At 59.1% G+C, this 25,764-nt stretch carries 19 protein-coding genes; 10 read left to right on the top strand and 9 right to left on the bottom strand.

The window, feature by feature from the left end; genetic code table 11:
* The first annotated feature begins 16 nt into the window (after positions 1-16).
* From AC2FML_RS14675 to AC2FML_RS14640, 8 genes are all read left to right on the top strand, one after another.
* Positions 17-871 carry a hypothetical protein gene (locus AC2FML_RS14675; protein WP_496783729.1) on the top strand — a complete coding sequence of 285 codons (855 nt, stop codon included), beginning with the start codon at positions 17-19 and terminating at the stop codon, positions 869-871.
* 71 nt (positions 872-942) lie between these two features.
* Positions 943-2,985: a dynamin family protein gene (locus tag AC2FML_RS14670; protein WP_170367236.1), complete on the top strand. Its 2,043-nt coding sequence runs from the start codon at positions 943-945 to the stop codon at positions 2,983-2,985.
* The gene (locus AC2FML_RS14665) at positions 2,982-4,265 is read left to right on the top strand and encodes a dynamin family protein (protein WP_170441267.1); all 1,284 of its coding nucleotides are present in this window, start codon (positions 2,982-2,984) and stop codon (positions 4,263-4,265) included. Before AC2FML_RS14670 ends, AC2FML_RS14665 begins: the two co-directional genes overlap by 4 nt.
* Before the next feature lie 340 nt (positions 4,266-4,605).
* Positions 4,606-6,747 carry a serine/threonine protein kinase gene (locus AC2FML_RS14660; RefSeq protein ID WP_170435805.1) on the top strand — a complete coding sequence of 714 codons (2,142 nt, stop codon included), beginning with the start codon at positions 4,606-4,608 and terminating at the stop codon, positions 6,745-6,747.
* 207 nt (positions 6,748-6,954) lie between these two features.
* A complete protein-coding gene (locus AC2FML_RS14655; protein WP_496783728.1) occupies positions 6,955-7,965 on the top strand; it encodes an FHA domain-containing protein in 1,011 nt (336 codons plus the stop codon).
* Between the two features lie 3 nt (positions 7,966-7,968).
* Positions 7,969-8,754, top strand: a complete 786-nt coding sequence (locus AC2FML_RS14650) for a PP2C family protein-serine/threonine phosphatase (protein WP_496783727.1) — start codon at positions 7,969-7,971, stop codon at positions 8,752-8,754.
* A gap of 22 nt (positions 8,755-8,776) precedes the next feature.
* On the top strand, positions 8,777-10,027 hold the full coding sequence (locus AC2FML_RS14645; RefSeq protein ID WP_170359584.1) for a transporter substrate-binding domain-containing protein: 1,251 nt from the start codon (positions 8,777-8,779) through the stop codon (positions 10,025-10,027).
* Between the two features lie 44 nt (positions 10,028-10,071).
* The gene (locus AC2FML_RS14640) at positions 10,072-11,181 is read left to right on the top strand and encodes a transporter substrate-binding domain-containing protein (protein ID WP_170341645.1); all 1,110 of its coding nucleotides are present in this window, start codon (positions 10,072-10,074) and stop codon (positions 11,179-11,181) included.
* A gap of 50 nt (positions 11,182-11,231) precedes the next feature.
* On the opposite strand, the gene AC2FML_RS14635 is transcribed toward AC2FML_RS14640, so the two are convergent.
* Both AC2FML_RS14635 and AC2FML_RS14630 read right to left on the bottom strand, forming a co-directional pair.
* A complete protein-coding gene (locus AC2FML_RS14635) occupies positions 11,232-12,095 on the bottom strand; it encodes a polysaccharide deacetylase family protein (protein WP_170457527.1) in 864 nt (287 codons plus the stop codon).
* Entirely contained in the window at positions 12,092-13,867 is a 1,776-nt protein-coding gene (locus tag AC2FML_RS14630; protein WP_302477052.1) for a carbamoyltransferase family protein, read from the bottom strand. Before AC2FML_RS14630 ends, AC2FML_RS14635 begins: the two co-directional genes overlap by 4 nt.
* Before the next feature lie 476 nt (positions 13,868-14,343).
* On the opposite strand from AC2FML_RS14630, the gene AC2FML_RS14625 reads away from it, so the two are divergent.
* Positions 14,344-15,921: a carbamoyltransferase C-terminal domain-containing protein gene (locus AC2FML_RS14625; protein WP_496783726.1), complete on the top strand. Its 1,578-nt coding sequence runs from the start codon at positions 14,344-14,346 to the stop codon at positions 15,919-15,921.
* A gap of 12 nt (positions 15,922-15,933) precedes the next feature.
* Here AC2FML_RS14625 and AC2FML_RS14620 read toward each other — a convergent pair whose 3' ends face one another.
* Both AC2FML_RS14620 and AC2FML_RS14615 read right to left on the bottom strand, forming a co-directional pair.
* Positions 15,934-17,094 (bottom strand): glycosyltransferase, encoded by a 1,161-nt coding sequence (locus AC2FML_RS14620; protein WP_170444721.1) that lies wholly within the window; start codon positions 17,092-17,094, stop codon positions 15,934-15,936.
* A gap of 64 nt (positions 17,095-17,158) precedes the next feature.
* The gene (locus AC2FML_RS14615) at positions 17,159-18,475 is read right to left on the bottom strand and encodes a lipopolysaccharide biosynthesis protein (protein WP_170341656.1); all 1,317 of its coding nucleotides are present in this window, start codon (positions 18,473-18,475) and stop codon (positions 17,159-17,161) included.
* Between the two features lie 289 nt (positions 18,476-18,764).
* Between AC2FML_RS14615 and AC2FML_RS14610 the strand changes: the two genes are divergently transcribed.
* Positions 18,765-19,778, top strand: a complete 1,014-nt coding sequence (locus AC2FML_RS14610) for a sulfotransferase (RefSeq protein ID WP_496783725.1) — start codon at positions 18,765-18,767, stop codon at positions 19,776-19,778.
* 228 nt (positions 19,779-20,006) lie between these two features.
* Here AC2FML_RS14610 and AC2FML_RS14605 read toward each other — a convergent pair whose 3' ends face one another.
* The 5 genes from AC2FML_RS14605 to AC2FML_RS14585 all read right to left on the bottom strand — a co-directional run bounded on the left by AC2FML_RS14605 (position 20,007) and on the right by AC2FML_RS14585 (position 25,763).
* A complete protein-coding gene (locus tag AC2FML_RS14605) occupies positions 20,007-21,200 on the bottom strand; it encodes a glycosyltransferase family 4 protein (protein ID WP_496783724.1) in 1,194 nt (397 codons plus the stop codon).
* A gap of 51 nt (positions 21,201-21,251) precedes the next feature.
* Positions 21,252-22,385 carry a glycosyltransferase family 4 protein gene (locus tag AC2FML_RS14600; RefSeq protein WP_496783723.1) on the bottom strand — a complete coding sequence of 378 codons (1,134 nt, stop codon included), beginning with the start codon at positions 22,383-22,385 and terminating at the stop codon, positions 21,252-21,254.
* On the bottom strand, positions 22,382-23,383 hold the full coding sequence (locus AC2FML_RS14595) for a glycosyltransferase family 2 protein (RefSeq protein ID WP_170341704.1): 1,002 nt from the start codon (positions 23,381-23,383) through the stop codon (positions 22,382-22,384). Before AC2FML_RS14595 ends, AC2FML_RS14600 begins: the two co-directional genes overlap by 4 nt.
* Positions 23,380-24,333 (bottom strand): NAD-dependent epimerase/dehydratase family protein, encoded by a 954-nt coding sequence (locus AC2FML_RS14590; RefSeq protein WP_496783722.1) that lies wholly within the window; start codon positions 24,331-24,333, stop codon positions 23,380-23,382. The genes AC2FML_RS14595 and AC2FML_RS14590 overlap by 4 nt, the downstream gene beginning before the upstream one ends.
* Positions 24,334-24,548: 215 nt before the next feature.
* Positions 24,549-25,763 carry a DegT/DnrJ/EryC1/StrS family aminotransferase gene (locus AC2FML_RS14585; protein WP_496783721.1) on the bottom strand — a complete coding sequence of 405 codons (1,215 nt, stop codon included), beginning with the start codon at positions 25,761-25,763 and terminating at the stop codon, positions 24,549-24,551.
* Position 25,764 lies beyond the last annotated feature (1 nt).

Below are 25,764 nucleotides of genomic sequence, written 5' to 3'. Positions count from 1 at the left end.
AGGGGGTCACGGCATGATGGCGACAGACATAATCAACATGCTCGAAAACATCGGGCGGTCTGCGACGCCCCGTTTGTCGCCGGCCGTTCGGTTAACCGGGGACACGGCCGAGGCCCGGCGGGCCAGCATACTGAACCTGATCCGGGGAACGGTTCTTCCAAGACGCTTGGAGTTCAACGCCCAGAACGGAACGATCCTGGCGATCGAGGTGAACAGCTCACGGATCACGGATGTTTATTCGGCAAGCACCGGCGCCCTTCCGGATTTCGAAACCGAACCGCGCGAAGCGCTGATCGAAAAGCTGGCGCGGCTCGTGTCCGACCTGGCAGCGATCGCCCCTCCGATCGAAGTGGTGTCTCTGAAACCGGACGGGCCGCTGGAGGCGGATGACGTCGGCATCACTTTCAGCGAGATGCAGAAAGCCTGTGCCGAGCTCGTTCTGCCGTCAGAGCCGCGGGTTTCGGTTGTCCCGGATCCCGTCGAGGACACGAAAGAGCAGGACAGCGCTGAAAGTGCAGAACTCAGCGTAGCCGCGGCTTTCTTCGACGGCGCCGAGCGGTTCGCCATGGGACGTCTGCTGACAAGTGCCGAGGGGGCGACCCACCAGTTCGATGGCGTGTGCGCCGATGGCCAGCCTCTTCACCCTTCGGATGATCTGTTGACCCGGTTCGCACAGGATCTGGCGGGATGGGATGCGGACAATACCGGGCTGCTCGAACAGCCGCAACTGATCGTCATGCGGCCGTCAGGTGGCAAGGGCGCGGGTGTCGCTCTGGTCCGGGATGGTCGCAATACAGCCGCCGCCGTACATGACGCGCGCAAGCTGGGTGCCGTCGTCAACCTGTGGAAATCTCTGCGGGAGTCGGTCTGATGACACCGCTTTCGCGACAGTTGAAGTTAAGTTTTAAGCAAATCTTGGGTACCAGTTTTTAGGGTAGTGTTATGAGTGAAACCAACCGCCGGGAATTGATCCGGATCGCCAGCGAAATGAAAGAGGTGAGCAATGACGAGACCTGTCAGTTCATCTCTCGCATCGTTGACGATCTCAGCGGCCTGAAACCGTCGATTGCATTCGTCGGGCAGATCAAGGCCGGGAAGTCCCGTCTGATCAACGGCTTTACGGGACAGGCAGAATTTCTGCCGTCGGACGTGAACCCGTGGACGACCGTGATCACCGACATGCATTTCGGTCATCCCTCCGGGCGCACATCGGGGGCCGAATTCCATTTCTTCGACAACCGCCAATGGCAGGCGCTGATCGCCGAAGGCGAAGAACTGCGCAACATGTTCCCCGACGATGAGGACAGCTATAAGCGCGAGATGATCGAGGAGCAGGTCGAGGCGATGAAAAACCGCGCTCGTCTGCGCCTGGGTGACAGTTTCGAACAGCTGATGGGCCAGCATCACGACCTCGAAGAACTGACGTCTGATGACCTTGCCCGCTATGTCTGTGCCGGGGATGATCCGACCGACGAAGCCGAACATGATCCGGGATCGGACCGGGGTTTGTACAGCGACATCACCCGCAAGGCCGAGGTGTATTTTGATCTTGGACACTTCCCGTTCCCGCTGACCGTGACCGACACGCCCGGCGTCAATGATCCGCTGTTGATCCGCGAAGAGATCTCGCGCCAGTACCTCAAGGAATCCGACTTTTTCGTCGTGGTTCTGTCCGCGCACCAGGCCCTGTCGCGCGCCGATTTGAAACTGTTCCGGCTGATGCAGGCGCTTGAGCTGGGTCAGATCGTGGTTTTCATCAACCGGGTCGACGAATTGGGCGGCGGTGCGGAAGACGCGGCGAAAGTACGCGCCGACGTTTTGGACGGGTTGGAAAAGGCGCTGGGGAAGTCCAGCATCGACGTTCTGATGGGCAGCGCTCAGTGGGCGCATTACGCACTGACCGGGGACGAAACCGGCGTCAACCACGATCACATCCTCGCCTGGCTGCGGGCGCATCCCGAACAGATGAAGCAGTACCTTGCCGGCGTCGAAGAGATCAAACGCGGCCCCGGCCCCATCAGCCGCGAGGCGGTTCTGCGGTATGCCGCGATGATCGCCTCGGGATTGCCCGATCTGCGCCGGCATGTCACCACCGCGCTGACTGACGGCCCGCGCAACGAACAACTGCGTATGGCGTGGCAACATCTGAACGGCTTTGCCCAGGGCGAGCTGGAACGCAGCAAGGCCCGCCTCCGCGCGCTGGAAGAAGATGGCCAACCTTCGGACGATGCGGCTGGCGAGAATGACAAGACCCTCGCCGAGTTGCGCAAGCTTGTATCGGACAAAACCGCAGAAATCACCCGCGACATGGATGATGTTCTGGCAAACTTGCGTGGTGTGATGGATGACACCGTGGCCGAAGCCGTCGTATCGGTTGTGCGCGGACCCGACGGGCAATCCCCGTTGCTTGCCAAAGGTGGCGCAACCGAACTGAACTTTACACCGTTGCGCGAACGCATGCGCGAACTGGTGCAGGGTGCGACTCAGGTCATTCGCCAGCGGATGCTCAGCGAACTCTATGCCATCGACATGCAGGCCAACGCGTCTCTGCGGTCCCTGCCGGGCTGGCAGGAGCCGACCGACAGCCGTATGAACACCAGTGCCGTGCGCTGGTTCCGTCCGGACACCACCGCATTGACCCGAGGGATTACGGTCGAGTTGCGGGTGAACTGGTTGTCGCGTCTAATTTCGCGGAAATCCGTCGTCTCTCGCGCCGAGCGCATGATCGTGCAAGAATTCGAGATGATCGGAGATGATCTGATCGATACCGCACGCGAGAACCTGCTGGAGCGCTTGAACACCGCTCTGGATCATTTCCTGGCCCTGCTCGCCGGGCATCTTGAAAACCGCACCGCGACGGGCGAGACATGTGAGCGCACCCAGGCGCAGGTCGATTTCGACCGCGCACGCCGGATCGCGGACGAACTGCAATCGACCTTTGGCGCTGAACACAGCGACGAACGACAAGCGGAGGCCGCCGAGTGATTGAATTTCCCGGAACCGAGACGGAAGTGCGTCAGCTTGACCGTTTTCTGACCGCAACCGAACGCCTTCCGTCCACGCCCGAGTTGGACGGCATGCGCGCGCGGGCACAGTCCCACGCCGAGCGGTTGTCAAACGCGGTCTCAATCGGTTTTGCAGGGGAATTCGGCGCCGGGAAGTCCAGTCTTGCCAACATGCTCGCCGGAGCTGACATCCTGCCCACGGGTCCGCAACATCTGAAATTGCCTCTGGTGATTGTCACCTATGCGGACACGCCTGAAACGACCGTTGGGTGGTGGGACCGCGAGCCAAAGGTTTATTCCGGCATCGCCCTGGAAAAGGCCGCGGCCGACAATCCTGATTTTATCTCGGTGGGGCTGAACACCCCTGCCCTGCGCGAAATCTCGTTGTTCGACCTGCCCGGCTCCGGTGCGCTGGACGACACTTACAAACAAACGCTTGATTTGTTGAAATTCGTCGATTGCGCCATCTGGTGCACGAACGGAACCAACGCTTGGCGCGAGACCGAGCGCCATTTGTGGGCACAAGTCCCGCAAAACCTGCGCGACAACAGCTTGCTAGCCGTCACTCACACGGACCTGCCCCCTGTCCGCGACGCCCTCGATCGCGTTCTGTCGCGGTTGGAGAAGGAGAAGTCGGGCATGTTCCGCGCGATCGTACCGATCGGGACACCAGTTGCCGTTCGCGCCATGGCGCAAGAGCCGGAACCGGACTTCGCCTTGTGGGAAACCTGCGGCGGCCAGAACCTTGCGGAGAAGGTGCTTGAAATTGCATCGCATCGCCGCCGAACGGATCTGGAGGCCGCGCGGCAGGACCTTGCCGCTGACTTCCTGCCGTTCTTGGAGACATTGACCGGCGCGGGCGAAGCCGCAGCCTCGGACACCAGAACGGTACAGCCCAGTCTGGAATCTGCGCTGCCGCCGCTGGACAACCCGATCCTCGAAGACTGGCTGGCGGCGATCGCCAGCATTTACGAAGACCTGCGCGACAGTTCGGACATCGAACCGGCCGCCTTCCTGCAAAGCTGTCAGGAAATTGTCGAGGATTTTGCTGAACGGCTGGAAAACGGGTCCGAGATCGATCCCGAAGCCGACTGGATTCCGGGCGAGTTCGAAAAGGCCACCGACCTGCTTCTGCTGCTTCAATTCGAGAGCGGCGAAGGGCCACTCAAGGATGCGATCAGCATACTGGCGCAGCTCAGCGACAACCTGGCGTGGGCCGGCAGCACGGTCGCTTCGGCCCCTCCGAAGACCGGAACCTGAGTCATTCCCGCAAAGATTGAGCCGCGGCGCGGCGAATCGTTAACACTGGAATCATGATTCCATTGTTTCGAATCCGTGGACCATGGGTCGTCTGGCACCCGGACTGAATTCTTTTTGTTCGCCGGGAGACACTACATATATGTACTCTATCAGATTTTAAATCAATATATTGATCTGCACCCGAAACCGTTCTCAGTGAAGCCACGAGGCGGCCCCATTAAAGTCAAATTTGAAACGTCTAACCGTTCTCAAGTGTCCTGCGGTTGTGTTGGTTGTGTGTTCGTGGGCTGATTGCCCGGTTATTTTGGCCGCAAGTTTTTGGAATGATGGGCGGGAAGAAATGAACCACAACCAGGCTGTCGGTGCATCGCACGACGAACCTCAAATTCAAGGTCTGCAACCGGGCGCGAAACTGCTGCGCGGCCAGTACGAAATTCTTCGCTTCCTCAGCAATGGCGGGTTCGGCATCACGTATTTGGCGCGTGACAGCCTGGAACGCGATGTGGTCATCAAGGAATGCTATCCGGGTGCCTTGTGCCGCCGCAACGGTGACCTGGTCGAACCCAATGATCCGGCCTTCAAGGACGACCTGCGCGCGATCATCGACCTGTTCATTCAGGAAGCCCGCAACCATGCTCGCCTGGTCCACCCCAATATCGTCGACGTGCACCAGGTCTTCGAAGACAACGATACTGCATATATCGCGATGGACCTGATCCGCGGATGCGATCTGCTGGATTACATCGAGGACCCCAAGACCGAAACCGGCCCGGACTTTATCGTCCAAGTCACCGAAAAGATGCTGTCCGCGGTTTCATTCATCCACCAAAGCGGGATGCTGCACCGGGACATTTCGCCAGACAACATCCTGATCGACGAAAACGGCGAACCGATCCTGATCGATTTCGGCGCCGCGCGCGAACAGGCTGCCAACCAATCGGCGGCGCTGTTGACGCTTCGGGTGATCAAGGATGGGTACTCGCCGCACGAGTTCTACGTGCGCGGCTCCGAGCAGGGTCCCAGCAGCGACTTGTATGTGTTGGCGGCAACGCTCTACCACGCGATCAGCGGCGAGCGCCCGATCGACGGCCAATCGCGCCTGAATGCCTTCAACAACGGACAGAAAGATCCCTATCAGCCGCTGACCGGTCGCTTCCAGGGTTACCCGGATGGCTTCCTTGAGGCGATCGACAAGGCCATGGAGGTCCACGCGACCGACCGCCTTCAATCCGCACTGGACTGGTTGCGGATGTTCCGCGGCCCCGGTGTCGAATTCGACAGCTTTGCCTATCGCCCCGTTTCGGTAATTGTCGCCTTGGACCGCAAGGACGAAGAGGCCGAAAAGGCCCGTATCAAGGCGGAAAGCGAAAATGCCGAAGCGGTGGTAACAGCCCTGCTGGCCGGTAATTCCGATCTGGCTCTTGGGCATGGCGAAAAGAACGACGACGGTCCGGCAAGTTTTGCCCAGAAGGACGAGCCCGCAGCGGCAGTGGATACGGTCGTCCAAAAAGGATCGGGCGGCAACGGCAAGTTGATCGCGGGTGTCGCCGCAATCACGATTCTGGCCGCTGGTGGCTTCTTCCTGATGTCCGGCGGCTCCACCGAGACGGACCCGACACCGATCCAGACCGCGACGCCCACCGAACCGGCCGAACCTGCCGAAACGCAGACGGCCGAACCAGTGATCGCACCCGAAACGACCAAGGCAGAAGAAACCGCAGCAGCAACCGAAACAGAACAGCAGGTGGCAGAAGACCAGCCTGTCGAGCAGGCCGCAGCGGCTGTCACACCGCCGGCGGTGGAAACACAGGAAGAAGCGGCGCAGCCCGAAGAACCTATCGAAGTGGCGGCGGTTGCACCGAGCGCTCCGGTCAATCTGGCCGAGACCCAAGTCAGCTATGCCCATTGGGATGTCAAAATCCCGTTCTCGACTTCGCAGCGGCGCGCCTCGACCGGAAACATCATCGCCATCACCGGTGTGGATGCCGACCAGGACATGTCCACGATCGGTGAATGGGTTCAGCGAGGCGCAGCGATCTATACCCTGAACGGCAGCCCTGTGCGCGCCGGAACGACGCTTGCCGCACAGGTTCTGGACAACCTCCAGGTTGACCCTGACGGCTATATCCGTGTCGCGGCGCGGTATCGCCCCATCGGACAGACCCGCGCGCAGAACGGCCTCCTGGCCCTGCCCGCAATCCGCGAGTTCGGGCTGGCCAACGGTTACTCGTTCGAAGCCCGCGGCGCCGATTTGCCCGAATGGCAGACGGTTGTTGCCGGAGCACCGGCCGCAACGGCAGGTGGCCTGCAGACCGGCGACATTCTTGTCCGCGAGACTGTCTCGGGAACTGAGATGATTGCTGCCGACAGTCTGGATACCGCGCTGAACGCGTTGGTTTCCGAAAACAAGCCCGAAGCACGTTTGGTTGTGCTTCGAAACGGGTCGGAAACAACCGCCGTGATGCCTTTGGCGCAGGAGTGATCATACCGGTACGTATTTGATCCGCCAGTTTGTGTTTGCTGAGGAGGATGCCGTGTTTTGGCCCTCCTGGTGGGGGCCGGCCCACCGCGAAAGGTAAGAGTGTTTCAGGTTTCCAACTTCATAAGTGCCGCTGCGCCATGCGCAGAGGTTCGTAGCAGCCCCACGGGTCACCTAAGCCCGTGCAAGTAGTCAAAAGGTGTCGACACCATGTTCAAATATAAAAGCCCACTCAGCCGGCTTCTCGAGGGTGCCGGCAAAACCAAAGAAGCCGAAGGGTCGGAACCCGAAGTCGAAACGACAGACAAGGCCGAGCCGATTGCGGACTTCAATGCACTGCGCCAAGCTCTGGCTGGTGGAAACCTGAGCACGGACAGCTACGAGGAAACCGACGAGCTGATTCCGGAAGAGAAGATGCCCGATTTCGCCGAGACCGAACAGACGGTGGAAGAGGCAACAGAAAGCGAAGAAACAGCCGAAGCCGCGCCTGAAGCGCCGGAAGAAGCCGAACAGGTCGTGACGCTGCACGTTGCGGCAACCGAAGAAGAAGAAGAGACCATCCAGTCGGTCATGGCCGAAACTGCCGAACCCGATCTGGAGGAAGTCCGAGAGGAAGAGGCCTCGGTGCCGACCCCGTTCGAGTTGCCGGAACCCATTGCAATCGAAACTGCCCCGGACGAAGCAGCGGCAGATGCCGAACCTGTGGCCACCGAGCCCGAAGAACCCGAAGCCGCCCCGGAAGTCGCCGAAGCGCCGGCCTCGGATCGTCGGTCGCGCGTCAAGACCACCTTCCTCGGGTTCGAGCGCCCTGACACACATGTGCAGGAACTGATCGAAACAGCCGAGCCGGTGGCCAAGACCGAAACCGCAGGCGCGACATTCCCGGTCGGTTGGCTGGCAGTAACCAGTGGCCCCGGGCGGGGGTCCAGCATCACGCTGACCGAAGGGCTGATGCAGATTGGCCGCAACGATGACCAGGCGATCCAATTGGATTTTGGCGACACCGGGATTTCACGGTCGAACCACGCCGTCATTGCTTATGACCCCGAAGACCGCAAATGCTATCTGGGCCATGGCGGCAAGGCAAACCTTGTGCGCCTGAACGGCAAACCCGTCCTCAGCACCGTGCCGCTGTCCAGCGGCGACCTGATCCGCATCAGCGAAACATCGCTGCGGTTCGTGGCCTTCTGTGACGAAAACTTCGACTGGCGGGACGCATAACGGATGCTGGCTACTCCGGCATATGACATTGCACTGATCCTGGATCAGGGTCAGCGCGACACGCAGGAAGACGCGGTTGCCTCGCGGGTCTTTGATGCCGCCAACGCCGGTTATGTCGTGGTGGCAGACGGTATGGGCGGTCACGCCGCGGGCGAAGTGGCTTCGGATCTGGTGGTCAAGTCCTGGTGCGAAGTGCTCGACGCAGTTCTGGAAAATCCGGAATTGACCGAGAATACGCTGCTGGATGCGCTGCCCATGGCCGCAATGCAGGCCAACGCGGCCGTGGCGGGGTATGGCGACGACCAGCACCAAGGCTTCAACATGGGCTCGACCCTGCTGGGAGTTCTGCTGCTGGGCAACAAAGTGTTCTGGATCTCGATCGGCGACAGCCCTTTGTACCTGTTCCGCAACGGCGTTCTGTCTCAGATCAACGAAGATCATTCGATGGCCCCGGTCATCGACGCACAGGTAACCCGAGGGGAGCTGTCCGAAGCCGAAGCGCAGTCCCATCCCGACCGCAACCAGCTGACCTCGGTCATCATGGGCGCGGCGATCCCCAAGGTCGACTGCCCCGAAGACGCGCTGGAACTGACGACCGATGACATCCTCATCCTCGGCAGTGACGGGCTGCAATATCTGGGCAACCACGACATCCAGTCCATCCTTCAGGACAACACTTCGGCCCTCTCCCGGGACATCGCCGACAGCCTCCTCAAGGCACTGATCGCCAAGGGTGACCCGGATCAGGACAACATTTCAATCGCCGTCATCAAAACGGCCCGACAATAACAAAAGCAAAGCAACAGGACCCATGAGAACACACCTGATCATATCCAGCATTGCCCTGGCGGCAGCAACGGGGGCAGCCTCGGCGCAAGAGGCATGCTCGACCTACGAGATCCAGCGCGGCGACAGCCTGCGTGAACTGGCCATCAAGGTCTATGCGACCGAAGACTATCGCATCATCTACGACGCCAACCGCGACACGATCGGGTCCAACCCCAACATCATCCGCGTCGGCGACGTTCTGACCTTCCCCTGCCTCGAGGATGTCGGCCGGGCCGCGCCTGAACCGGAAACCGAGGCCGAGCGCATGGCCGCCGAGATGGCAGCCGAACTGGTCAAGGCCGCGGAAGAACGTGCCGCCAAGGCCATCGCCGAGGCCGAAGCCCGCGTTGCGGAGGCCCAGCAGGCCAGCGACAAGGCTGTCATCGAAGCCAAGGCCGCTGCGAAGAAGGAAATCGAGGCCGCCCGCGCAGAAGGTGCCGCGTTGATCCGCAACGCCGGTGACGGCACCCGCCCCGAGATCCGCGACCGGCAGTTGCTGCTGATCACCGGGGGCAACTACGCGCCGTTTACGGACGAAGCCCTGCCCAATCGCGGTCTGTACACGAACCTAGTCGAAACCGCGATGCTGCGGGCGGCGCCGGAACAGGCCTACAAGATCCAGTTCGTGAACGACTGGTCGTCGCATCTGGACCTGCTGATGCCCACCCTGGCCTTCGATGCCACGTTCCCTTGGTCGCGCCCGAATTGCGAAGAAGCCGAGGCACTTTCGGAGAGCGACCGGAACCGGTGCGAGACCTACAACTTCTCGAACCCGTTCTACGAAGTGGTCGACACGTTCTTCGCCAAGGATGGTTCAGGCTACGAAACCTCGCTCAGCTACGCGGAATTCGTCGGCACCACGATCTGCCGCCCCGAGGGCTGGTCAACCTCGCACATGGACGCTGTAGGTCTTTATGAGCCTGCGATCACCATCTTGCGCCCCGTCGATCCGGACGAGTGTTTCCACGCAGTCATGGACGGGCGGGCTGACCTGGTCGCCATCGAAGCGCATCTGGCCGTCGAGGCCATCGGTCGGCTGGGCTATGAACACAAGATCATCGAAAACCCCAACCTGGCGGCGATCAAGTCGCTCAACGTCATGACCCACAAGGACAATCCGGATGGGGAAGCGATCCTCGAGACGCTCAATCAGGGTCTGGCGATCATGCAGCAATCGGGCGAATGGCGCGACATCGTCTCGACCGCCCTGCGGTACCAAATGGAAAACGGATAAGGGCCGGCAAGGTCTGACAAAACAAAAGTCTGGAGGAAGTGGACATGTTTGAAATCAATCTGAAGAAACTGGTGGCGGCAGCCACCGCAGTAACCGCCCTCAGCGCCGGCGCCGCCGCCGCTCAGGAGGCCTGTACCAACTATACGGTTCAGGACGGTGACACGATGGCAACCATCGCCATCGCGGCCTACGGCACATCGAACTACCAGCCGATCTTCAACGCAAACCGCAACGTCATCACCAACCCGAACTCGCTTGAGCCGGGCATCGTTCTGGCCCTGCCCTGTGAAGACGGCAGCCTGCCGAATGGCCGCAGCGCGCAGGAAATCATCGCCGCGGAAGAACAGCGCGCTGCAAGCGTGAAACGCTCGAGCGTCTATGAGCCGCCGATCAAACTGGTCACCGGTAACGGCTGGGCGCCCTTCGCAGATGAATCGCTGAATGGCGGTGGCATCATCCCGCGTCTGGCAACCACCTCGTTGCAGCGGGGCGGCAACGCCCGCGACTATTCGGTTAGCTTTGTTGACGACTGGAATTCGCACCTGGAAACCCTGCTGCCGCTGGGCGCGTTCGACGTGTCGATGGCATGGAACATGCCGGACTGCACCAACCGCAGCTACGAATGGTCCTGGGAAACCGAGGTGCGCTGCACGCAGTTCGACTCGTCGGTCCCAGTCTATGACATCGTGGTCGGTTTCTACACCCTGCCCGAAAGCCAGTTTGCCAACGCGACCACCTTTGACGAGCTGAAAGGGTCGACCATCTGCCGCATGGACGGCTGGTTCATCCACGATCTGGAACAGCAAGGTCTGATCAATGGCGACACCATCACCTTGATGCAGCCGATCACCGCGCGGGAATGTCTGGATGCCGTGCTGACCGGCACTGCAGATGTTGCAACCTTCGAGGTCCAGCTGTTCTCGGACACCATGGTTGAAATGGGCCTGAACCAGAACGACCTGATCGAGAACCCCTTCGTGACCTCGCTGTCGTCGCTGCGTTTCATCGCGCACCGTTCGAACCCGTTCGGCAAGCAGTACCTGGCCATGCTGAACAAGGGCCTGAACGAAATGCGTGAATCCGGCGAATGGTACGCGATCGTTTCGGACTCGCTGCGCGAGCACAACGACAAACTGATGGCCGCGTCGAACTGATCCCTCGGTTCCGCGAATGACTGGGGCTGGTCGACTGACCGGCCCCTTTTTTATTCTCCGATCAACTGATCCAGCCGACCCGCAAGGCCGCCTGCCGGGATCAAACCCTCGACTTTGCGCAGAAGTCGCGCGCCGCCAAAGTTCAGCCACTGAGACTGCCGCAACGCCCAGTAAGCGGCTTTGGCAGTTCCCAAGGCCGCGAGTTGGTCCCGTGAAACCATGAACGACCGAGGTTCCACGATCTCGTAGGGATGCAGATAAACTTGCGGCGGTATGCCGGCCTGTTCAGACCGTTCGATCAATGTCCTCGCCAGACCCGAAGTCATGAACTTCAGATAGCTGCCTCCCAGACGCACCATCGGCCCCCTGCCCGCCAATGGCGTCATGAACAACGGCAAGATCCGGAGCGTGGTCAGCCCCATTTCCTGCGAAAACCGATCACATTCCTGCACCGAGGCGAAGAATGACGAACAGTCGTAGTCGAAATGACGTTCAATCAGGCGGTACTGTTCAGGCGTTGCGCGGTTCAATCGAAAACGCGGGGCGCGAAACCCTCGAACAGGGGTGTTCCCGGCCTCTTCCAAAGCTTGCCGCGCCTGACCCAGCATACGGTCTGTGGTCTCCGCAGACTGCAGGTCCATGCTGTCATGAAAATAGTAGTGGCAGGCAACCTCGTGGCCCCGCTTTGCGATTTCGGCCACCAGATCAGGCGCATCGCGTGCCACGACCCCCGTGCAGAAGAACGTTGCGGCGCAACCCGTCGATCCGCCATGTGAGCGAAGGAAGCCATCAATGGTTTCAAAGCTTTGCCACAGCTCTTCAACTCTGAGGGGCCCGGTTTCCCAGACCCCCAGAAGGCGTTTCAGATCATGCGCAAAGTCTTCGAAATCGACGCTGAGAAACAGCCGGGTCACGCGACAGCTTGGGCCCGGGCGCTGTCATCCTTCAGCGCTTCGCGCAGCACGACATAGTCACCGATCACCAACGCATCCACTCCCGATGCGGCAAATGTCGCGCAAGCATCCAGAGGAGAATAGACGATGGGCTCCTGGATATTGAACGAGGTATTCAACAACACGGGCACTCCGGTCTTTTCACCGAACCGGGTCAACAAGGCGTGGTACAGCGGGTTCGCCGATTGCGACACCGTATGTACGCGTGCCGTCTGGTCAGTATGGGTGATTGCCGGGATGTCTGCCGCCCGATCGTCACGCACACGAGCAACGATGTTCATGTAGGGGCTGGTCTGATCGATCTCGAAAAAGGTCGAGGCCGCCTCCTCCGCAACGCTGGGCGCAAAGGGCCGGAAATGCTCGCGTTTCTTGATCTTGACGTTCAGATCGTCGCGAATGCTGTCCTTGCGTGGGTCTGCAAGGAAGGATCGGGCACCCAGAGCACGCGGGCCAAACTCTGCCCGCCCCTGGAACCAGGCGATGATCTTGCCTTCGGCCAGCAGGTCGGACACACGGTCCAGGAACTGGTCAACAGGCAAGGCCTGCTGCGGTTCCGCACAATACTGATCCAAGGCAGCGGTGATGTCGGCATCTGCCCAATCGGCACCCTGATATGGGCTGCGGACCGAGGGCAGATCGACCTGCTCGCTCGGAATGCAGGCCAGCGCTGCGCCAACTGCACAGCCAGCATCATGTGGGGCCGGTGGAATGATGACCTCGTCAAACGTGCCGTCCGCGATCAGCGTTCCATTCGCCGTGACATTTAGCGCGCAGCCGCCAGAAATTACCAATTTGCGCAGGTCCGGATTGGCTTTGCGGACCGGCTCCAGAATATGGTGCAGGGCTGCCTCGAACGCGGCTTGCACGGATGCCGCCAGGTCCACGTGGCGTTCGTTCGGCGCGGTGCCGGGCTCGCGCCGGGTGCCGAACAGTTCTTCCATACGTGGATGGAACTCGCCGCGCAGGGCTGAGTGATAGTCGCACAGCGCGGTGTTCACGCGGTAACCGCCGTCATCGTCCAGGATCAGAATTTCGCGCAGGATGGCGTCGCGATAGATGGGTTTGCCATACGGAGCCAAGCCCATCATCTTGTATTCGCCTTCCAGCATCTTGAAGCCAAGAAAACCGGTGAAGGTCGAGTAGAAATGACCCAGCGAGTTCGGCCAGCGATGATCCGCCAGACCTTCCCGCTTGCCGTTCCGCACAACTGACACGATGGTCGAGCTTTCCTCGCCTCCACCGTCATAGGACAGGGAAACGAAGCTGTCCCAGTCACGCATCGCTTCGGCGTACAATTGATGGGTCAGATGGTGGTTGATGTAGTGCAACTTGAAATCGGCCGGACCATGCACAGCCGTCAGGATCTTGCGGATGCGGAACAGGTCCATCCAGCCGCTGTCCTGTGACTCGTCCGACGAGGCATCTGACACGAACAGTGCCCCGATCCGCGCCGTTACGCTTTTTGCGGCTGAGGGGCGCTGCAAAATCTTGCGCATCGTGCCCATACCTCGGCCGACCATACGCCAAGGCTGCCAATAGACCGCAACCTCGTCGATGTCCGAGAACTTCAGCCCAGCAATGCGCAGAACTTCGGCGATCGCCTGATGGGGAAATGCCCCGTCATTCTTGACCCGCGTCAGCCGCTCTTCTTCGATTGCGGCAACCAGCTTGCCGTCCTTGAACAGCGCAGCGGCGCTGTTGCTCATTGTAGCTAAACCCAAAATTACTGACATAACCTAAAACACCCTTGGCCAAAAAACTTGCCTGATAACGCGGCCACGTTAACGGTCAGAGGCTGGTAGGTGCAACCCGGATGAAGGTGCTGCTCGATCAAATCTCAGCCTTTCACGGCCAACCGGAAGCCATGCAAGTGTGATTCACCGGACTTGTCAGCCTGTTGCACCGGTCTGGTGCCGGGCACTGCGCAGGGTACGCAACACCCACTCAGTGAACAATCGCGCCAAAAGTGCTCTTTCGTTCACGAATAGCCACTGCGTTAAGCCCGACGGCAGCCGGTTGCGAACTTGGGTTCCCCCAAACACCGAGCTTCTGCTAGGCTTAATCGTGGCATTTGTTTTGGTATTCGTGGAATGGATTTGCGGTTAATTCGATCCGTCAGCGCCCCGGCATTTTTGACCCGACGGACTGTCACATCTGTTTGCGAGGCACCTGGTCTTTGGACTGTGACTTGTCGAGGGAAGGGCTATTCATGAAAATCCTGGCTTTCAAATCCGGACATGACGGCACAGTTGCAGGTGTCGACAGCACCGACGGGCGTCTGCTGTTTTCCTACGAGGCGGAAAAGAACAGCTTCCCCCGGTATACGCCGGTTACGCCTGACACGTTCATTGACGCGGGTCTATGGTTCAAGGATTTGCCTGATGTTCTGGCCCTCAGCGGGTGGTCAAGCAACGGGGCCGACCACGTTACAACTTCGGGGGCCGGATACTTCGGCATCGGCGCGGGGTCTGAAACAGTTGGCAAACGAACCTTTTTTGGCAAGTCGGTCGATTATTACTCTTCAACTCACGAACGGGCGCATATCTGGTGCAGCTATGCCATGTCCCCCTTTCGTCAGGGCGAGCCCTGTTATGTGCTTCTGTGGGAAGGCGCATTGGGAGATTTCTACGAGATCGACAGCGACCTGACCATTCATCACCGAGGGCAGGTGATGACGGCCCCGGGCACACGCTTTGCGTTTCTCAATGCCCTCGCCGACCCCGACTTTCCGGTCACGGGCAACTCACCCCGGCCACAGGATCCCGGCCGCCTGATGGCAGCCTGCGCATTTGGTGAAGACGGTCCACCAGATGCGGATGAGACGGAACTGATCAACCGGTTGCTTTCCTCGGACCTGGGCGGCGACGCACTTCGCAAAAGCGATTTTGTGACTTCACCCTTCTTCAACATTGGAACGGACAGCCAAAAGCTGAAGAACATGGCCACCAAGCTGTCCAAAGCGATATTCCAGATGTTTCGCGACTATGCGGAACAGAACCTGCCTGAAAAGCATCCGCTGCTGATCGCCGGCGGGTGTGGCTTGAATGGACACTGGAATACCGCGTGGAAGCAAAGCGGGCTCTTCCGTGAGGTCTTCGTACCGCCGACGACCGGCGACTCGGGATGTGCCATTGGAACCGCCGTGGACGCGATGCGCCACTATACCGGCCAAGCCAAACTGGAATGGTCGGTCTATTCCGGCCAGTCCTTCTGCGACGACCGCATCGATACGCAGGGCATGACCGCAACTGAACTGAACCTCAACAGGATCGCCAAAGACCTGCTGGACGGAAAGATCATTGGCTGGACCCGCGGTAATTGCGAGATTGGGCCGCGCGCTTTGGGAAACCGGTCGATCCTGGCCGCGCCATTTTCCCCGGAGACACGTACGCGACTGAACCGGATCAAGGGACGGGCCAGCAACAGTCCAGTGGCGCCGTCTTGCCTGGAAGAGGATGCAGCACTGCACTTCGACATCAGCGCGCCCTCGCCATACATGATGGACTTTTACCGCGTTACCAATCCGGACCTGGCCGCAGTAACCCATGTCGACGGTTCGGCGCGGGTACAGACGGTCAACCGCAACCAGAACCCCTATTTTTACGACCTTCTGGCCGCGTTCAAGGCGGTGTCGGGGGTGGGCGTGCTCTGCAACACCTCGCTCAATTTCAAGAACTCCGGCTTCATTAATACAACTCGGGATCTGGCACATTATGCCCGCCAGGTCGGGTTGGATGGATTCGTCGCGGGCAATACCTATTACACATTCGACAACCCGCGCTGTTGACCGAACAAGCTATCAAGCGAGCAACCGATCATAGATCTCGCAAACCCCGTTCACATGAATATCCAAGCCGAAATTTGCACGGGCATAGTTCTTTGACGCTTGTGAAATCTCCTCGAACAACGCTCTGTCCTGATGCAACTTGCGCACAGGTTCCACGAATGCCTGAGGATCGTCGGGGTCGACCAGCACACCGGTTTCCCAGTCCGTGATCGCTTCGATGTTGCCGCCGTGACGGGTCGCGATGACTGGAGTTCCCAAATACATCGCTTCGATCAACGTACGGCCAAACGGTTCGTCCAGAGCGGTCACCAGATTGGCATCCATTGCAGCCATGTACCCATCGATCGGCTGTCGGAAACCCATCATATGGATATGCTCGCTGGTCCCCGCCTCATTTGCGATGCGAAGGCAGGTCTGGCGCAACGGTTCGTCCCGCTCGGCCGCGCTGCCGAACAGAAGACCATGCACCGGAGTGTCGGGCATCGCGTTTTGCACAGCCGCGATGACCCTTACAAAATGGTCGGGACGCTTGCGCGTGACGAAGTTTCCGAAATACCCGAGAAGCAGCGCGTCATCGGGCAATCCCATCTCGGCGATTACGGCTGCTCGGGCTTCGGACCTATCCGGTGGGTCAGGGTTGAAATCAAATGGACTGCGGATCACGGTAAACTTCTTGTCGACCGACCGCACCGGGTTGCTGGGCTTCGAAAAATGCGAAACGCTGATGATGTGGTCGGAAAATAGCGGCGCCAGTTTGTTGATCCCGAACGCGGTCGGATCCTGCCGGTGGTGCCAGATGTGTTTCCTGCCCGCCAGACGGGCCGGCAGCACCCAGTTGGCATGCATCCGACCTTCGTTTGTGTGAACGATGTCGGCATCGATGCGCTTTAGGACACTTGCCAGCCTCCATGCGCTGGAAGTCAGGTATCGCCCCGGGCCACAATCGCGCGGATAGCTGAGCCCGCCCGGAGACATCAGGCTGGGATCGTGCAGGATTTCGACGTCCAATCCCAGCGATCGGGCATACTCCGCCGCCGGGCCGGCCTCGTAGTGGACCAGGATATGGGGCACATACTTCGACCGGTCCAACGCCGCCGCAAGTTTCAAGGCTGACACGTGACTGCCGCCAATAACGGTGTCACCTTCGAAGGGAAATAGAATACGTCTTGGCATGGATGGTCTCAAAATACTCGTGACTCAAGGAATTTAGGGACAGGGCCGGAAGATCACCAACCCATCATGTTTCGTGTTTTCTGGCCAGATAAGACCGGATGGCGAATATGCAGCCCACCGTCCAGATCACATTGAACAACAAATGGGCCAGGGCAATCCCCTCGATCCCCATCCAATACAGCAACGGCAGAAATGAGGCCGTAAAGATCACCGTCGCAACAATCGTCGTGCGCACAAGCGCGCTGTCCAGCCCCATGCTCAGCAAGGCGGGGTTCAACACCAAGCCCCCCAGATACACGATCGCGGCATACATCAAGATCGTCATGACGGGCGCTGCGCCACGGAACTCTGGCCCGAACAGCAGAACGGCCAACTCTGGCATCTTCAGCGCCAACGGAATGGAGACCAGGATCGACACCCCGCAAACCGAGAGCGACACCAGCCGTACAAGACGCCAGAACCGGCCGAAATCGCCGACGGCCCATAGGCGGGTCATCTCGGGGTACAGGACTTGCCTGACGGGGCCGCCAATCCGAACAACATTGGCCATGATGCGCTTGCCCACCTGATAGAAGCCCACCGATGTCACGTCCAGCAGGGCGCCGACGACAAGTATGTCCAGCCGCTGAGTCGATTGTCGCAGGATTACGTTGAAATTCGAATTCCAAAGGAACCGCAGATACCCGGGGTTATGGGCAAAAGCCCGCCGCAGCGGCTGGGACAAAAACCTGTGCAAGTTGCGTTTTTTCAATTCGGCCAGTGCCAGAAAGAACGCAACCAGCCCGGTCAGGATCTGATGCATCAGCAACAGAGCCACAAATGCCCAGATCCCCAAGTCCAGCAGAAAGGCGATGATGACTCCGACAAGCCGAAGGCCGGCGATTACCATGTCCGAGATCGCCAGCACGTCGAACCGGTCGAAAATTCGAAGAACTCCAATGCCGGTTGGTCGGAGCGATAGAAACAACCCAAAGGCAACAAGCGTGATATAGGACGCGCCTTCAGGTTCAGACAGCCCGATGAACGGAGCAAGTTTTGGCGCCAGCATTATCGCCACCGAACCAGCCAGCAGCCCGCCAAGGCAATCGGTCACCACAGACATCTTGATCAATTGTCGGAATCTGTTCGGATCCTCTTCGATCAGAGCCTCGCTGCCGTACTTGATGGTTGCCTGCCATGGCTCGAGCCGGAACAACCTGTCCATCACCTGAATGTACGCGTCCACCAGCGCCAGAATCCCAACCGCAGCCGGCCCGATTGCGCGAGCTGTAAAGATGAGGCTGGCCAAACCGAACAGACCAACCAAAATCTGCGACAAGAACATCCATGACATGTTCTTGGCCAGCCGCTTCAACAGCGGCTTCGAGCTTGGCTCACTCATCGGTTCACGCGAAACCACGCGGCACTATCCACGCGGCGTTCAGGAAGCGGGTCATCAATTCACCCATGCACTCGGTACAATTCAATACGTTTCCAAAATTTGTGGCGGGTTAAGTCATGTTTCCGGTTGTTTCCGTTTCTATCATTTAGTTGTCTTGGATTATATCGTTTTACGAAAGCGCAGTTTGCCGATTGAATCCAGTACTGATTGTTGAAAGGGCTTTTGAAGTTGCGACAGAAACCAATTCTTGTTCGGAGCACCTGTCGGGGTGCCAACCGGTCCGGGTCGGATGCCGACCGCGCCCGGAGCCAGACTGAAAATACCCGGTCCGAAGGTTGAATACCCCGTCATGACCCGTGCACCCGTTCTTGTCCATATCGGCTATCACAAAACCGCTACGTCGTCCCTGCAACAGCAGCTGTTCTCGGCGCCGGACGCACCGTTCACGACTCCGCATGGCGATCGCAAATACATTCTTTCAAACCGGATCGTACTGCCGCAGCCGATGACCTATGATCCCGCAGAAACTCGCGAGATGTACGAGAGTTTCCTGAAAAAATCGCAGGATAGCGGGCAGGTTCCGGTGTTCTCTCACGAGAGATTCTCTGGTTACCCGGCCAGCGGCGGGTTCGACAGCACCATCATTGCCGACCGTCTGCAACGCACGTTTCCCGACGCCTACATCTTGGTCGTATTCCGCGAGCAGTTGTCGTCGATCCTGTCGATGTACAGCCAGTACATCACCGATGGCGGCCACGGATCGCTCAAGACATATCTGTCCGAACCTGAACCGAACCTGCGACGTGCGCCGATGTTCTCGGAGGAGTTCTACCGGTACCACCGCTTGTTCAAGTTCTACCAGGACAAGTTCGGCAAGGATCGTGTGCTTGGATTGGCCTACGAACAGTTCATTTCCGAGCCGGATTCTTTTGTGGAAACCCTGTGCAATTTCGTCGGCGTCGAGCACAAGAAGCGCGAATTTGAAGTCACTAACGAGAAGAGATCGGAGTGTTTTCAGATTCTGCAGCGATTTGTTAATTTCACACTCAGCGACAACCAACTGAGCAAGGGCGCATTGTTGCCATTTCCGAATGCAACGCGCAGATTCGGAAAATTGAGCCGACCGATCGGGCGCATCTTTCCCGACAAGCTGGATCAGATGCTCAAAAACCGGCTGGTCGGCAGAATTCAGTCCCGATTTGACGGTGCCTTTGCTAAGTCCAACGCTGAACTCCAATCCTTGACTGGCCTCGATTTAGGTCAGTTCGGGTATCAGCTGCCTTCGACCACAACCGCAGTCTGAACTGCGCTTTTCCGCCCCCAAAAAACAAAATGACCAGCACCCCATATGCTGGTCATTTGTCGAGTGAGTGGTCGGGCCAACGGCCCCACCGGTCGAACTTCGTTGTTAAAATAAGGTTAGCCAGTCTCAGGCGGCCTGGGAATTAGGGGTTTCCCGTAGTTTCTGCAAATTCTTTCAAATATTCCCGTTTATCATTAAATAACAAATGCTTGGCGGAGCCACCACCCCTCAATTTGCCTCATCATCCCGGGTTTTGGTCGAAAATCCCATCTTGCCGAGAAGGATCGCATTGATCCGACGGACATCGAACGAATCCTCGGCACGTTTCCGCGATGCCTGACCCATTCGTTCCACCAGATCAGGACTCTCGACAAACGAGGCCATGGCGCGGCTCAGGGTCTCGGGGTTTCGGACCGGCACGACGTAACCAGTCTCGCCGCTGATGACCGGATCAGCGCAACCCGGCGCATCCGACGTGATGATAGCCCGCCCCGACGACATCGCCTCGAGGATCGTGCGCGGTATCCCCTCGCGGTAGGCCGACGGCAGCACGAAGACCGAACACGCTGCCAAATAGGGCCGGACGTCCGAAGTTTCTCCCAAGTATTCGATCACGCCTTCGCGCGTCCATTCGTCGATCTCGCGTTGGCCGATGGAATCCGGGTTGGCGTCCATCGGACCAAGCAATTGGCATCTTGCTTGGGGGTGCGTTTCTTTCAGTAAACGGGCAGCCTGAACGAAATCAAACACGCCCTTCTCGCGCAGCAGGCGCGAGATCATCAGAAATACAGGCGGCCCAGCTGGCGGATCGGTAAATCCGTAGCGATCCAGATTTACACCAGACCCAGGCACGATGCTGAGCTTGGCATCTGGTGCAACAAGGCGCCTTTCTCGGAACTCTTCGGCATCTGCGCGGTTGTAGACCAGCACCTCGTCCACACCTTTCAGCGCAATACGATACAGAACCGATGACACAGCGCGAACCGCACGCCTCCGAAAAGTCAGGCCATGGGTGCTGTAGACATAGCCCAACCCGGTGTTCATGGCATAGATCCGGTCCACTCCCGCCCATTTTGCAGCCAGGCAACCATAGATGATTGGCTTCATGGTGTAGGCAAAGACAATGTCGGGTTTGAATTCCTTGAAAACGCGCACAAGAGCACGCAGCGTGCGCATGTCCTCAACCGGGTTCATCCCGGCACGTGACAGCGGAAACTGCACGAACTCCACACCGATTTCTGCGAGCGCAGTTTCCGTCGCTTCATGGCGCTCGGGACCGCAGGCGACGACCTCAGCCCGCTCCGACAACTCCTTCAGCAGGTCATAGCGAAAATTCAGCAAAGACGCAGTCAGATTGGCGACAACCACGATCCGTGGTCGCGCCCGCGTGGGGAGGGAGACCTGCGGTTTCAACTTTTGCAACAATGCCAACTCCTGATGGCAGAGCAGGCGCTGCGGCCCGCCTGGTTTGGTTCAACTCTCCCGGCGGCAGCTGCTATGGCCATGTTCGACCCCCGCTCCAACCCTGCGATGAGCGGCATCGGCAATGATCCGGTCCCATTTCTCAAGAATACTGCCGGGAGCCAGCCAGTCCCTGTTGTGTTGGTATCCTTGACGCATCTTGTCCAGCAATTCCGGATCGTCGCTCAGCTGCAGCACTGCGCGGGCCAGTTCCTCCGTGTCTTCAGGCGCAACAAGCAATCCATTCTCACCGTGTCGGATCAATTCTCGTGGTCCGTAGGGGCAATCAAAAGACACAACCGGCAAGCCTGCGACGGTCGCCTCTGCCACCACATTGGGAAACCCCTCGAAGCGGGAGGAAAACACCAGTATGTCTGCGCCATCCATCCACGCTCCGGGTGTGTTGCTCGCGCCCGGCAGGGAGATGACGTCCTGCAGACCCAACCGGTCCCTCTGCGCCTCGAGCGCGGCACGTTCCGGGCCTTCCCCGAAAATCGTCAGGCGCGCGTCCGGGTTATTCTGGATGATTTCCGACATTGCGTCGATCAACAGATCGAACCCCTTTTGCGGATCCAACCGCCCCACCGCGACCAGCCGATTGCCACCCGAGCCAAGGAGCTGGGCTGCACCTTCGATTGGCGCACAGGGGTTTGGAATGACCCGCGCCTTGCTCCGCAATGACGGCGGCAGGTCCTGGCGCACCCGCTCAGTCTGCATGACCACGGTGCTGGCTCGATGTCCAAGGATGTTTTGAGCGTGGCGCCAGACAGGGTTGGCGTTTTGCACGATCGGGTTGTTCCGTTCTGAAACGATCACCGGAACATCCCGCCCCAGAGCTGCAGCGAGCGTCAGGACATTGATTTTAGTCAGAAAGGATACCACCACGTCGGGGTTCTCGTCCCGGATGAAGCGACGAATACGGCGCAGGCGGGCCAGCTGATTCAGCCCCCTGAACCCGTCGTTTCCGCCTTCGGCTACCAGCAGGCTGACGCCGTCAGGGAAAGAAAAATACGACCCGCCCTCGGGCATGGTCATGCCCGCAACCGAGACCTGATCGCCAAGACCGATCCGATGGGCTGCAAGAACCGAGACGATCTTTTCGGCACCGCCAGCTCCGAACCCACCCTGAACGATCAATATCTTCACTGCGCCCGCTCCACCATTTGCGTGCTGTCGGCACGGTTCTGTTTCCCAGACGTGTTCAATTGTTCCACCGGGCCATTCAACTCGGTTTCGACCACGGGCTGGTTAAGGTTTTTGGCCTGCAGAAAAATCCGGCCGACATATTCCCCAAGGATGCCAAGAAACATCGCATTCAGGGTCATCGACAAGAGCAGCAGGATTGTCGTGGTTGCAAAACCTGCGGGCCAATCCTGGCCAAAGAACAGCTTGCCGACAAGGTAGCCGATCATCAACAGGAACATCGACAGCCCTACTGTAAGGCTGATCAGCGAAGCCAGGCGCAGCGGGAGCAGGGAATGGTTGATCAACCCGTCCACAGCCAGCGCCAACATCGCCCGGACCGGAAACTTGGATTCACCCGCTGTCCGGGCCGCGCGATCATATTCGAATCCGACCTGCGAAAACCCCATGCCGCTGATCAGTCCACGAACATAGGGCGAGCGGTCATCAACCCGGCGCAATTCGTCCAATATCCGCCTGTCAGTCAGACGAAACTCACCCGCGTTTCGCGGCAGATTATCGTTGCTGATCAAGTCGATCAGTGCATAGAAACCCCGCCGTGCAGCGGCAACGACAGGGCCATCGGGCAGGCTGCGGCGAATACCATAGACGACATGATTCCCCTGCCGCCACAGATCCAACATCTGAGGGATCAACTCGGGCGGGTCCTGCATATCGCAATCGAGCTGCACCGCGCAGGCCCCGGTCGCCGACCTGTATGCTGTCAGAACCGAAGCCTGGTACCCCATGTTCCGCGCAAAGCGGATCACACGGACCCGAGGATCCTCCCCCGCGATTTCGGACAGGATTTCAAACGTCCGATCCTCGGAATGGTTGTCGGTGAAGATGATTTCAGGCTCGTACCCATCCAGTTTGTCGAACACCGCCAGCACGCGCTCATAGGCCATACGGACGTTGTCTTCCTCGTTGTAGGCGGGGATCAGAATGGAAATGACCGTCATGCGTTTTGTCCTGCCATGTTCTTCCGCGCATCCAAAGAGATGGCCCAATCGACTGTATCCCGCAGGCCGTCCTCCAACCCGATCCGCGCGGTCCAGGGATAAAGGGAATGGATAAGTCCGGGATCGTTGACCAGGTGCATCGGCTCACCTGACGGGTCGGCATAGTCGAGCTTCCCGGGTCCGGAACCGGTCAGCTCAGCCAGGATCGCGGCCGCGTCACGGACTCGAGTAGCCACTCCGGTACAGACATTCACCAGCGGAACGTCATCCCGCGGTGCATCGGCCAACATCAGAAGGGCACGCACGGCATCGCCGACATGCAGAAAATCCCGGCTATCATCGGGGCGTCCGATGCGTGCGGCCTCCCCGTTCAGCAAAGTGCGGATCAGATACGGGACCAACTGAGGCCCGGTCTGACCCGGACCATAAGTCAGTGAAAGCCGGGCCGTCATTGCAGTGAACGGCAGGCGCGGGCGCAACATGGTCAAGTACTTGGTCCCTGCCAGCATTGATGCACCATAGCTGTCGCGCGGCATTTCGCATTGGGTTTCAGTGTAGGGAGAAGGAACCTCACCGTATTCGGCAATGGTTCCAAGACGGATGAATACATCCGGCGGTGCGTCGCAGGTCGCAGCGGCGCCCAACACAGCCATCAATGGCACAAGATTGTCGCTCACGCTGGCTTCGGCATCTTTGAGGCCGGGCCGCGCTACAGCCCGGGTGTTTGCCGCCGCATGAAACACAACCTCTGGCCGGGACGTGTCAAACACGCGGCGCAAAGCATCCCTGTCGCTCAGGTCGACACGCTGCAATTCCACATCGGGCATTCCATCAGAGAGGAATCCGGGTCGGACCACGGCCACGACCTGATCCCCTCTGTCCATACAGGCTCGGAGCAGATGCTGTCCGATGAACCCTCCGGCCCCGGTGATCAGAACGCGCCTCGTCATGACAAACCGCCGCCGGCCATGTTCTGGGCCGGATTGGTGAAAACCGCGCTTTGCGGGTCACCCGTATCATGATCAGTTGTCATCAGTTTCATTCCTGCGCCCTAGCCGGTCCCTTCGATACTATGGAATTTGGGCCCATTGGGATAGTTGCGCCAACACCGATCATTCCGCACCCACCAACCGCAGACGGAAAGCGGCCACTGGAAGACCTCGGATCAAGACGCCTTGCGCGGCATCCCGGTCATATACGGCTTGAGGAATTCCTGCGTCTTTTCATGCATATAGTCGATATGAGCCTGAGTCAGCCCGTGATGGCATGCCAACAGAATGCCGCCGCGCATTACGGCATCGGACACGGGATAACCTGCGGTATCCGCACGATACTCAACATCTTTCATGGCCGGCTGGCGCAAAATGTTGCCGGTAAAGACCGGCCGGGTCTGGATGTCCGCCGTCTCCAGGAAAATCTGCATCTCGCGACGGGTAAACGGAGCGCCCTCTCGCAGAGTCAGCGGAAACGCCAGCCAACCGGTGCGTGCGCCCGGCAGCTGTTCAGGCAGAATGAACCATTCCTCATATTGCGCAAAGAACGCGCGATGCGCAGCAAAGGCTTCCTCGCGGACCCGAATATTGTTCTCAAGCTTGCCCAGTTGCACCAGGCCGAAAGCAGCGCTGATCTCGGACGGTTCAAGATTGTAGCCGAGCGCCTCAAACAGGAACTTGGCATCATATTCGATCCCATCCAGCTGAACGTTGAAGCGGTTCTCGATGGCCTCGGATTCGACGAACAGAGACGAGCTGCGGCCCCACGACCGCATCAGCAATGCCTTGCGTGCCAACTCGTCATCATTGACGCACAGCATTCCGCCATTTCCTGCGCCGTTGATGACATGGCTGCCGTAGAAGCTGGTGGTCGAAACATCCGACCAGACGCCCGTGCTGGTACCGTCGATCGTGGCACCCAATGTGTCAGCGCTGTCTTCGATGACCTTCAGGCCATGTGCATCGGCCAGTTCCCGGATCCGACGCCAGTCCGGGAGGTTGCCAATCAACGAGGGGATCATCATCGCCGAGGTCTTGGGCGAAATCATCCGCTCGATCTGTCCGACATCTATGTTGTAGGTTCCCTCGGCCGCATCAACGAATGCGGGCACAAGCCCTTGCCGCACCAGCGGAGCGACCGTGGTGGCAAACGTCAGAGCCGGGGTGATCACCTCGGATCCTTTGGGAAGATCCAGGATTTCGACGGCCAGATAGTTCGCCGAGGACCCGGAATTGACCATGATCCCATGTGCCTTCGAAAACAGTGCAGCGACTTTCTGCTGCATCTCCCGGACTTTGGGTCCCATTTGGGTGGATGTTTTCAGAACCTCGACGACGGCGTCGATCTCTTCCTGGCCGTGGACTGTCTGTCCGTAATTCACTCTCATC

Source organism: Ruegeria sp. BHSC029, from assembly GCF_059613085.1.
Note: the sequence above shows the minus strand (reverse complement) of the source record. Positions and strands in the feature narration are given on the sequence as shown.

Bases quoted from the DNA above. Each gene is read 5' to 3' on its own strand.
- AC2FML_RS14660 (WP_170435805.1), top strand. From the start codon at position 4,606: ATGAACCACAACCAGGCTGTCGGTGCATCGCACGACGAACCTCAAATT.
- AC2FML_RS14590 (WP_496783722.1), bottom strand. From the start codon at position 24,333: ATGACGAGGCGCGTTCTGATCACCGGGGCCGGAGGGTTCATCGGACAG.
- AC2FML_RS14675 (WP_496783729.1), top strand. From the start codon at position 17: ATGGCGACAGACATAATCAACATGCTCGAAAACATCGGGCGGTCTGCG.
- AC2FML_RS14645 (WP_170359584.1), top strand. From the start codon at position 8,777: ATGAGAACACACCTGATCATATCCAGCATTGCCCTGGCGGCAGCAACG.
- AC2FML_RS14650 (WP_496783727.1), top strand. From the start codon at position 7,969: ATGCTGGCTACTCCGGCATATGACATTGCACTGATCCTGGATCAGGGT.
- AC2FML_RS14595 (WP_170341704.1), bottom strand. From the start codon at position 23,383: ATGACGGTCATTTCCATTCTGATCCCCGCCTACAACGAGGAAGACAAC.
- AC2FML_RS14655 (WP_496783728.1), top strand. From the start codon at position 6,955: ATGTTCAAATATAAAAGCCCACTCAGCCGGCTTCTCGAGGGTGCCGGC.
- AC2FML_RS14610 (WP_496783725.1), top strand. From the start codon at position 18,765: ATGCCGACCGCGCCCGGAGCCAGACTGAAAATACCCGGTCCGAAGGTT.
- AC2FML_RS14630 (WP_302477052.1), bottom strand. From the start codon at position 13,867: ATGTCAGTAATTTTGGGTTTAGCTACAATGAGCAACAGCGCCGCTGCG.
- AC2FML_RS14620 (WP_170444721.1), bottom strand. From the start codon at position 17,094: ATGCCAAGACGTATTCTATTTCCCTTCGAAGGTGACACCGTTATTGGC.
- AC2FML_RS14615 (WP_170341656.1), bottom strand. From the start codon at position 18,475: ATGAGTGAGCCAAGCTCGAAGCCGCTGTTGAAGCGGCTGGCCAAGAAC.
- AC2FML_RS14640 (WP_170341645.1), top strand. From the start codon at position 10,072: ATGTTTGAAATCAATCTGAAGAAACTGGTGGCGGCAGCCACCGCAGTA.
- AC2FML_RS14585 (WP_496783721.1), bottom strand. From the start codon at position 25,763: ATGAGAGTGAATTACGGACAGACAGTCCACGGCCAGGAAGAGATCGAC.
- AC2FML_RS14625 (WP_496783726.1), top strand. From the start codon at position 14,344: ATGAAAATCCTGGCTTTCAAATCCGGACATGACGGCACAGTTGCAGGT.
- AC2FML_RS14670 (WP_170367236.1), top strand. From the start codon at position 943: ATGAGTGAAACCAACCGCCGGGAATTGATCCGGATCGCCAGCGAAATG.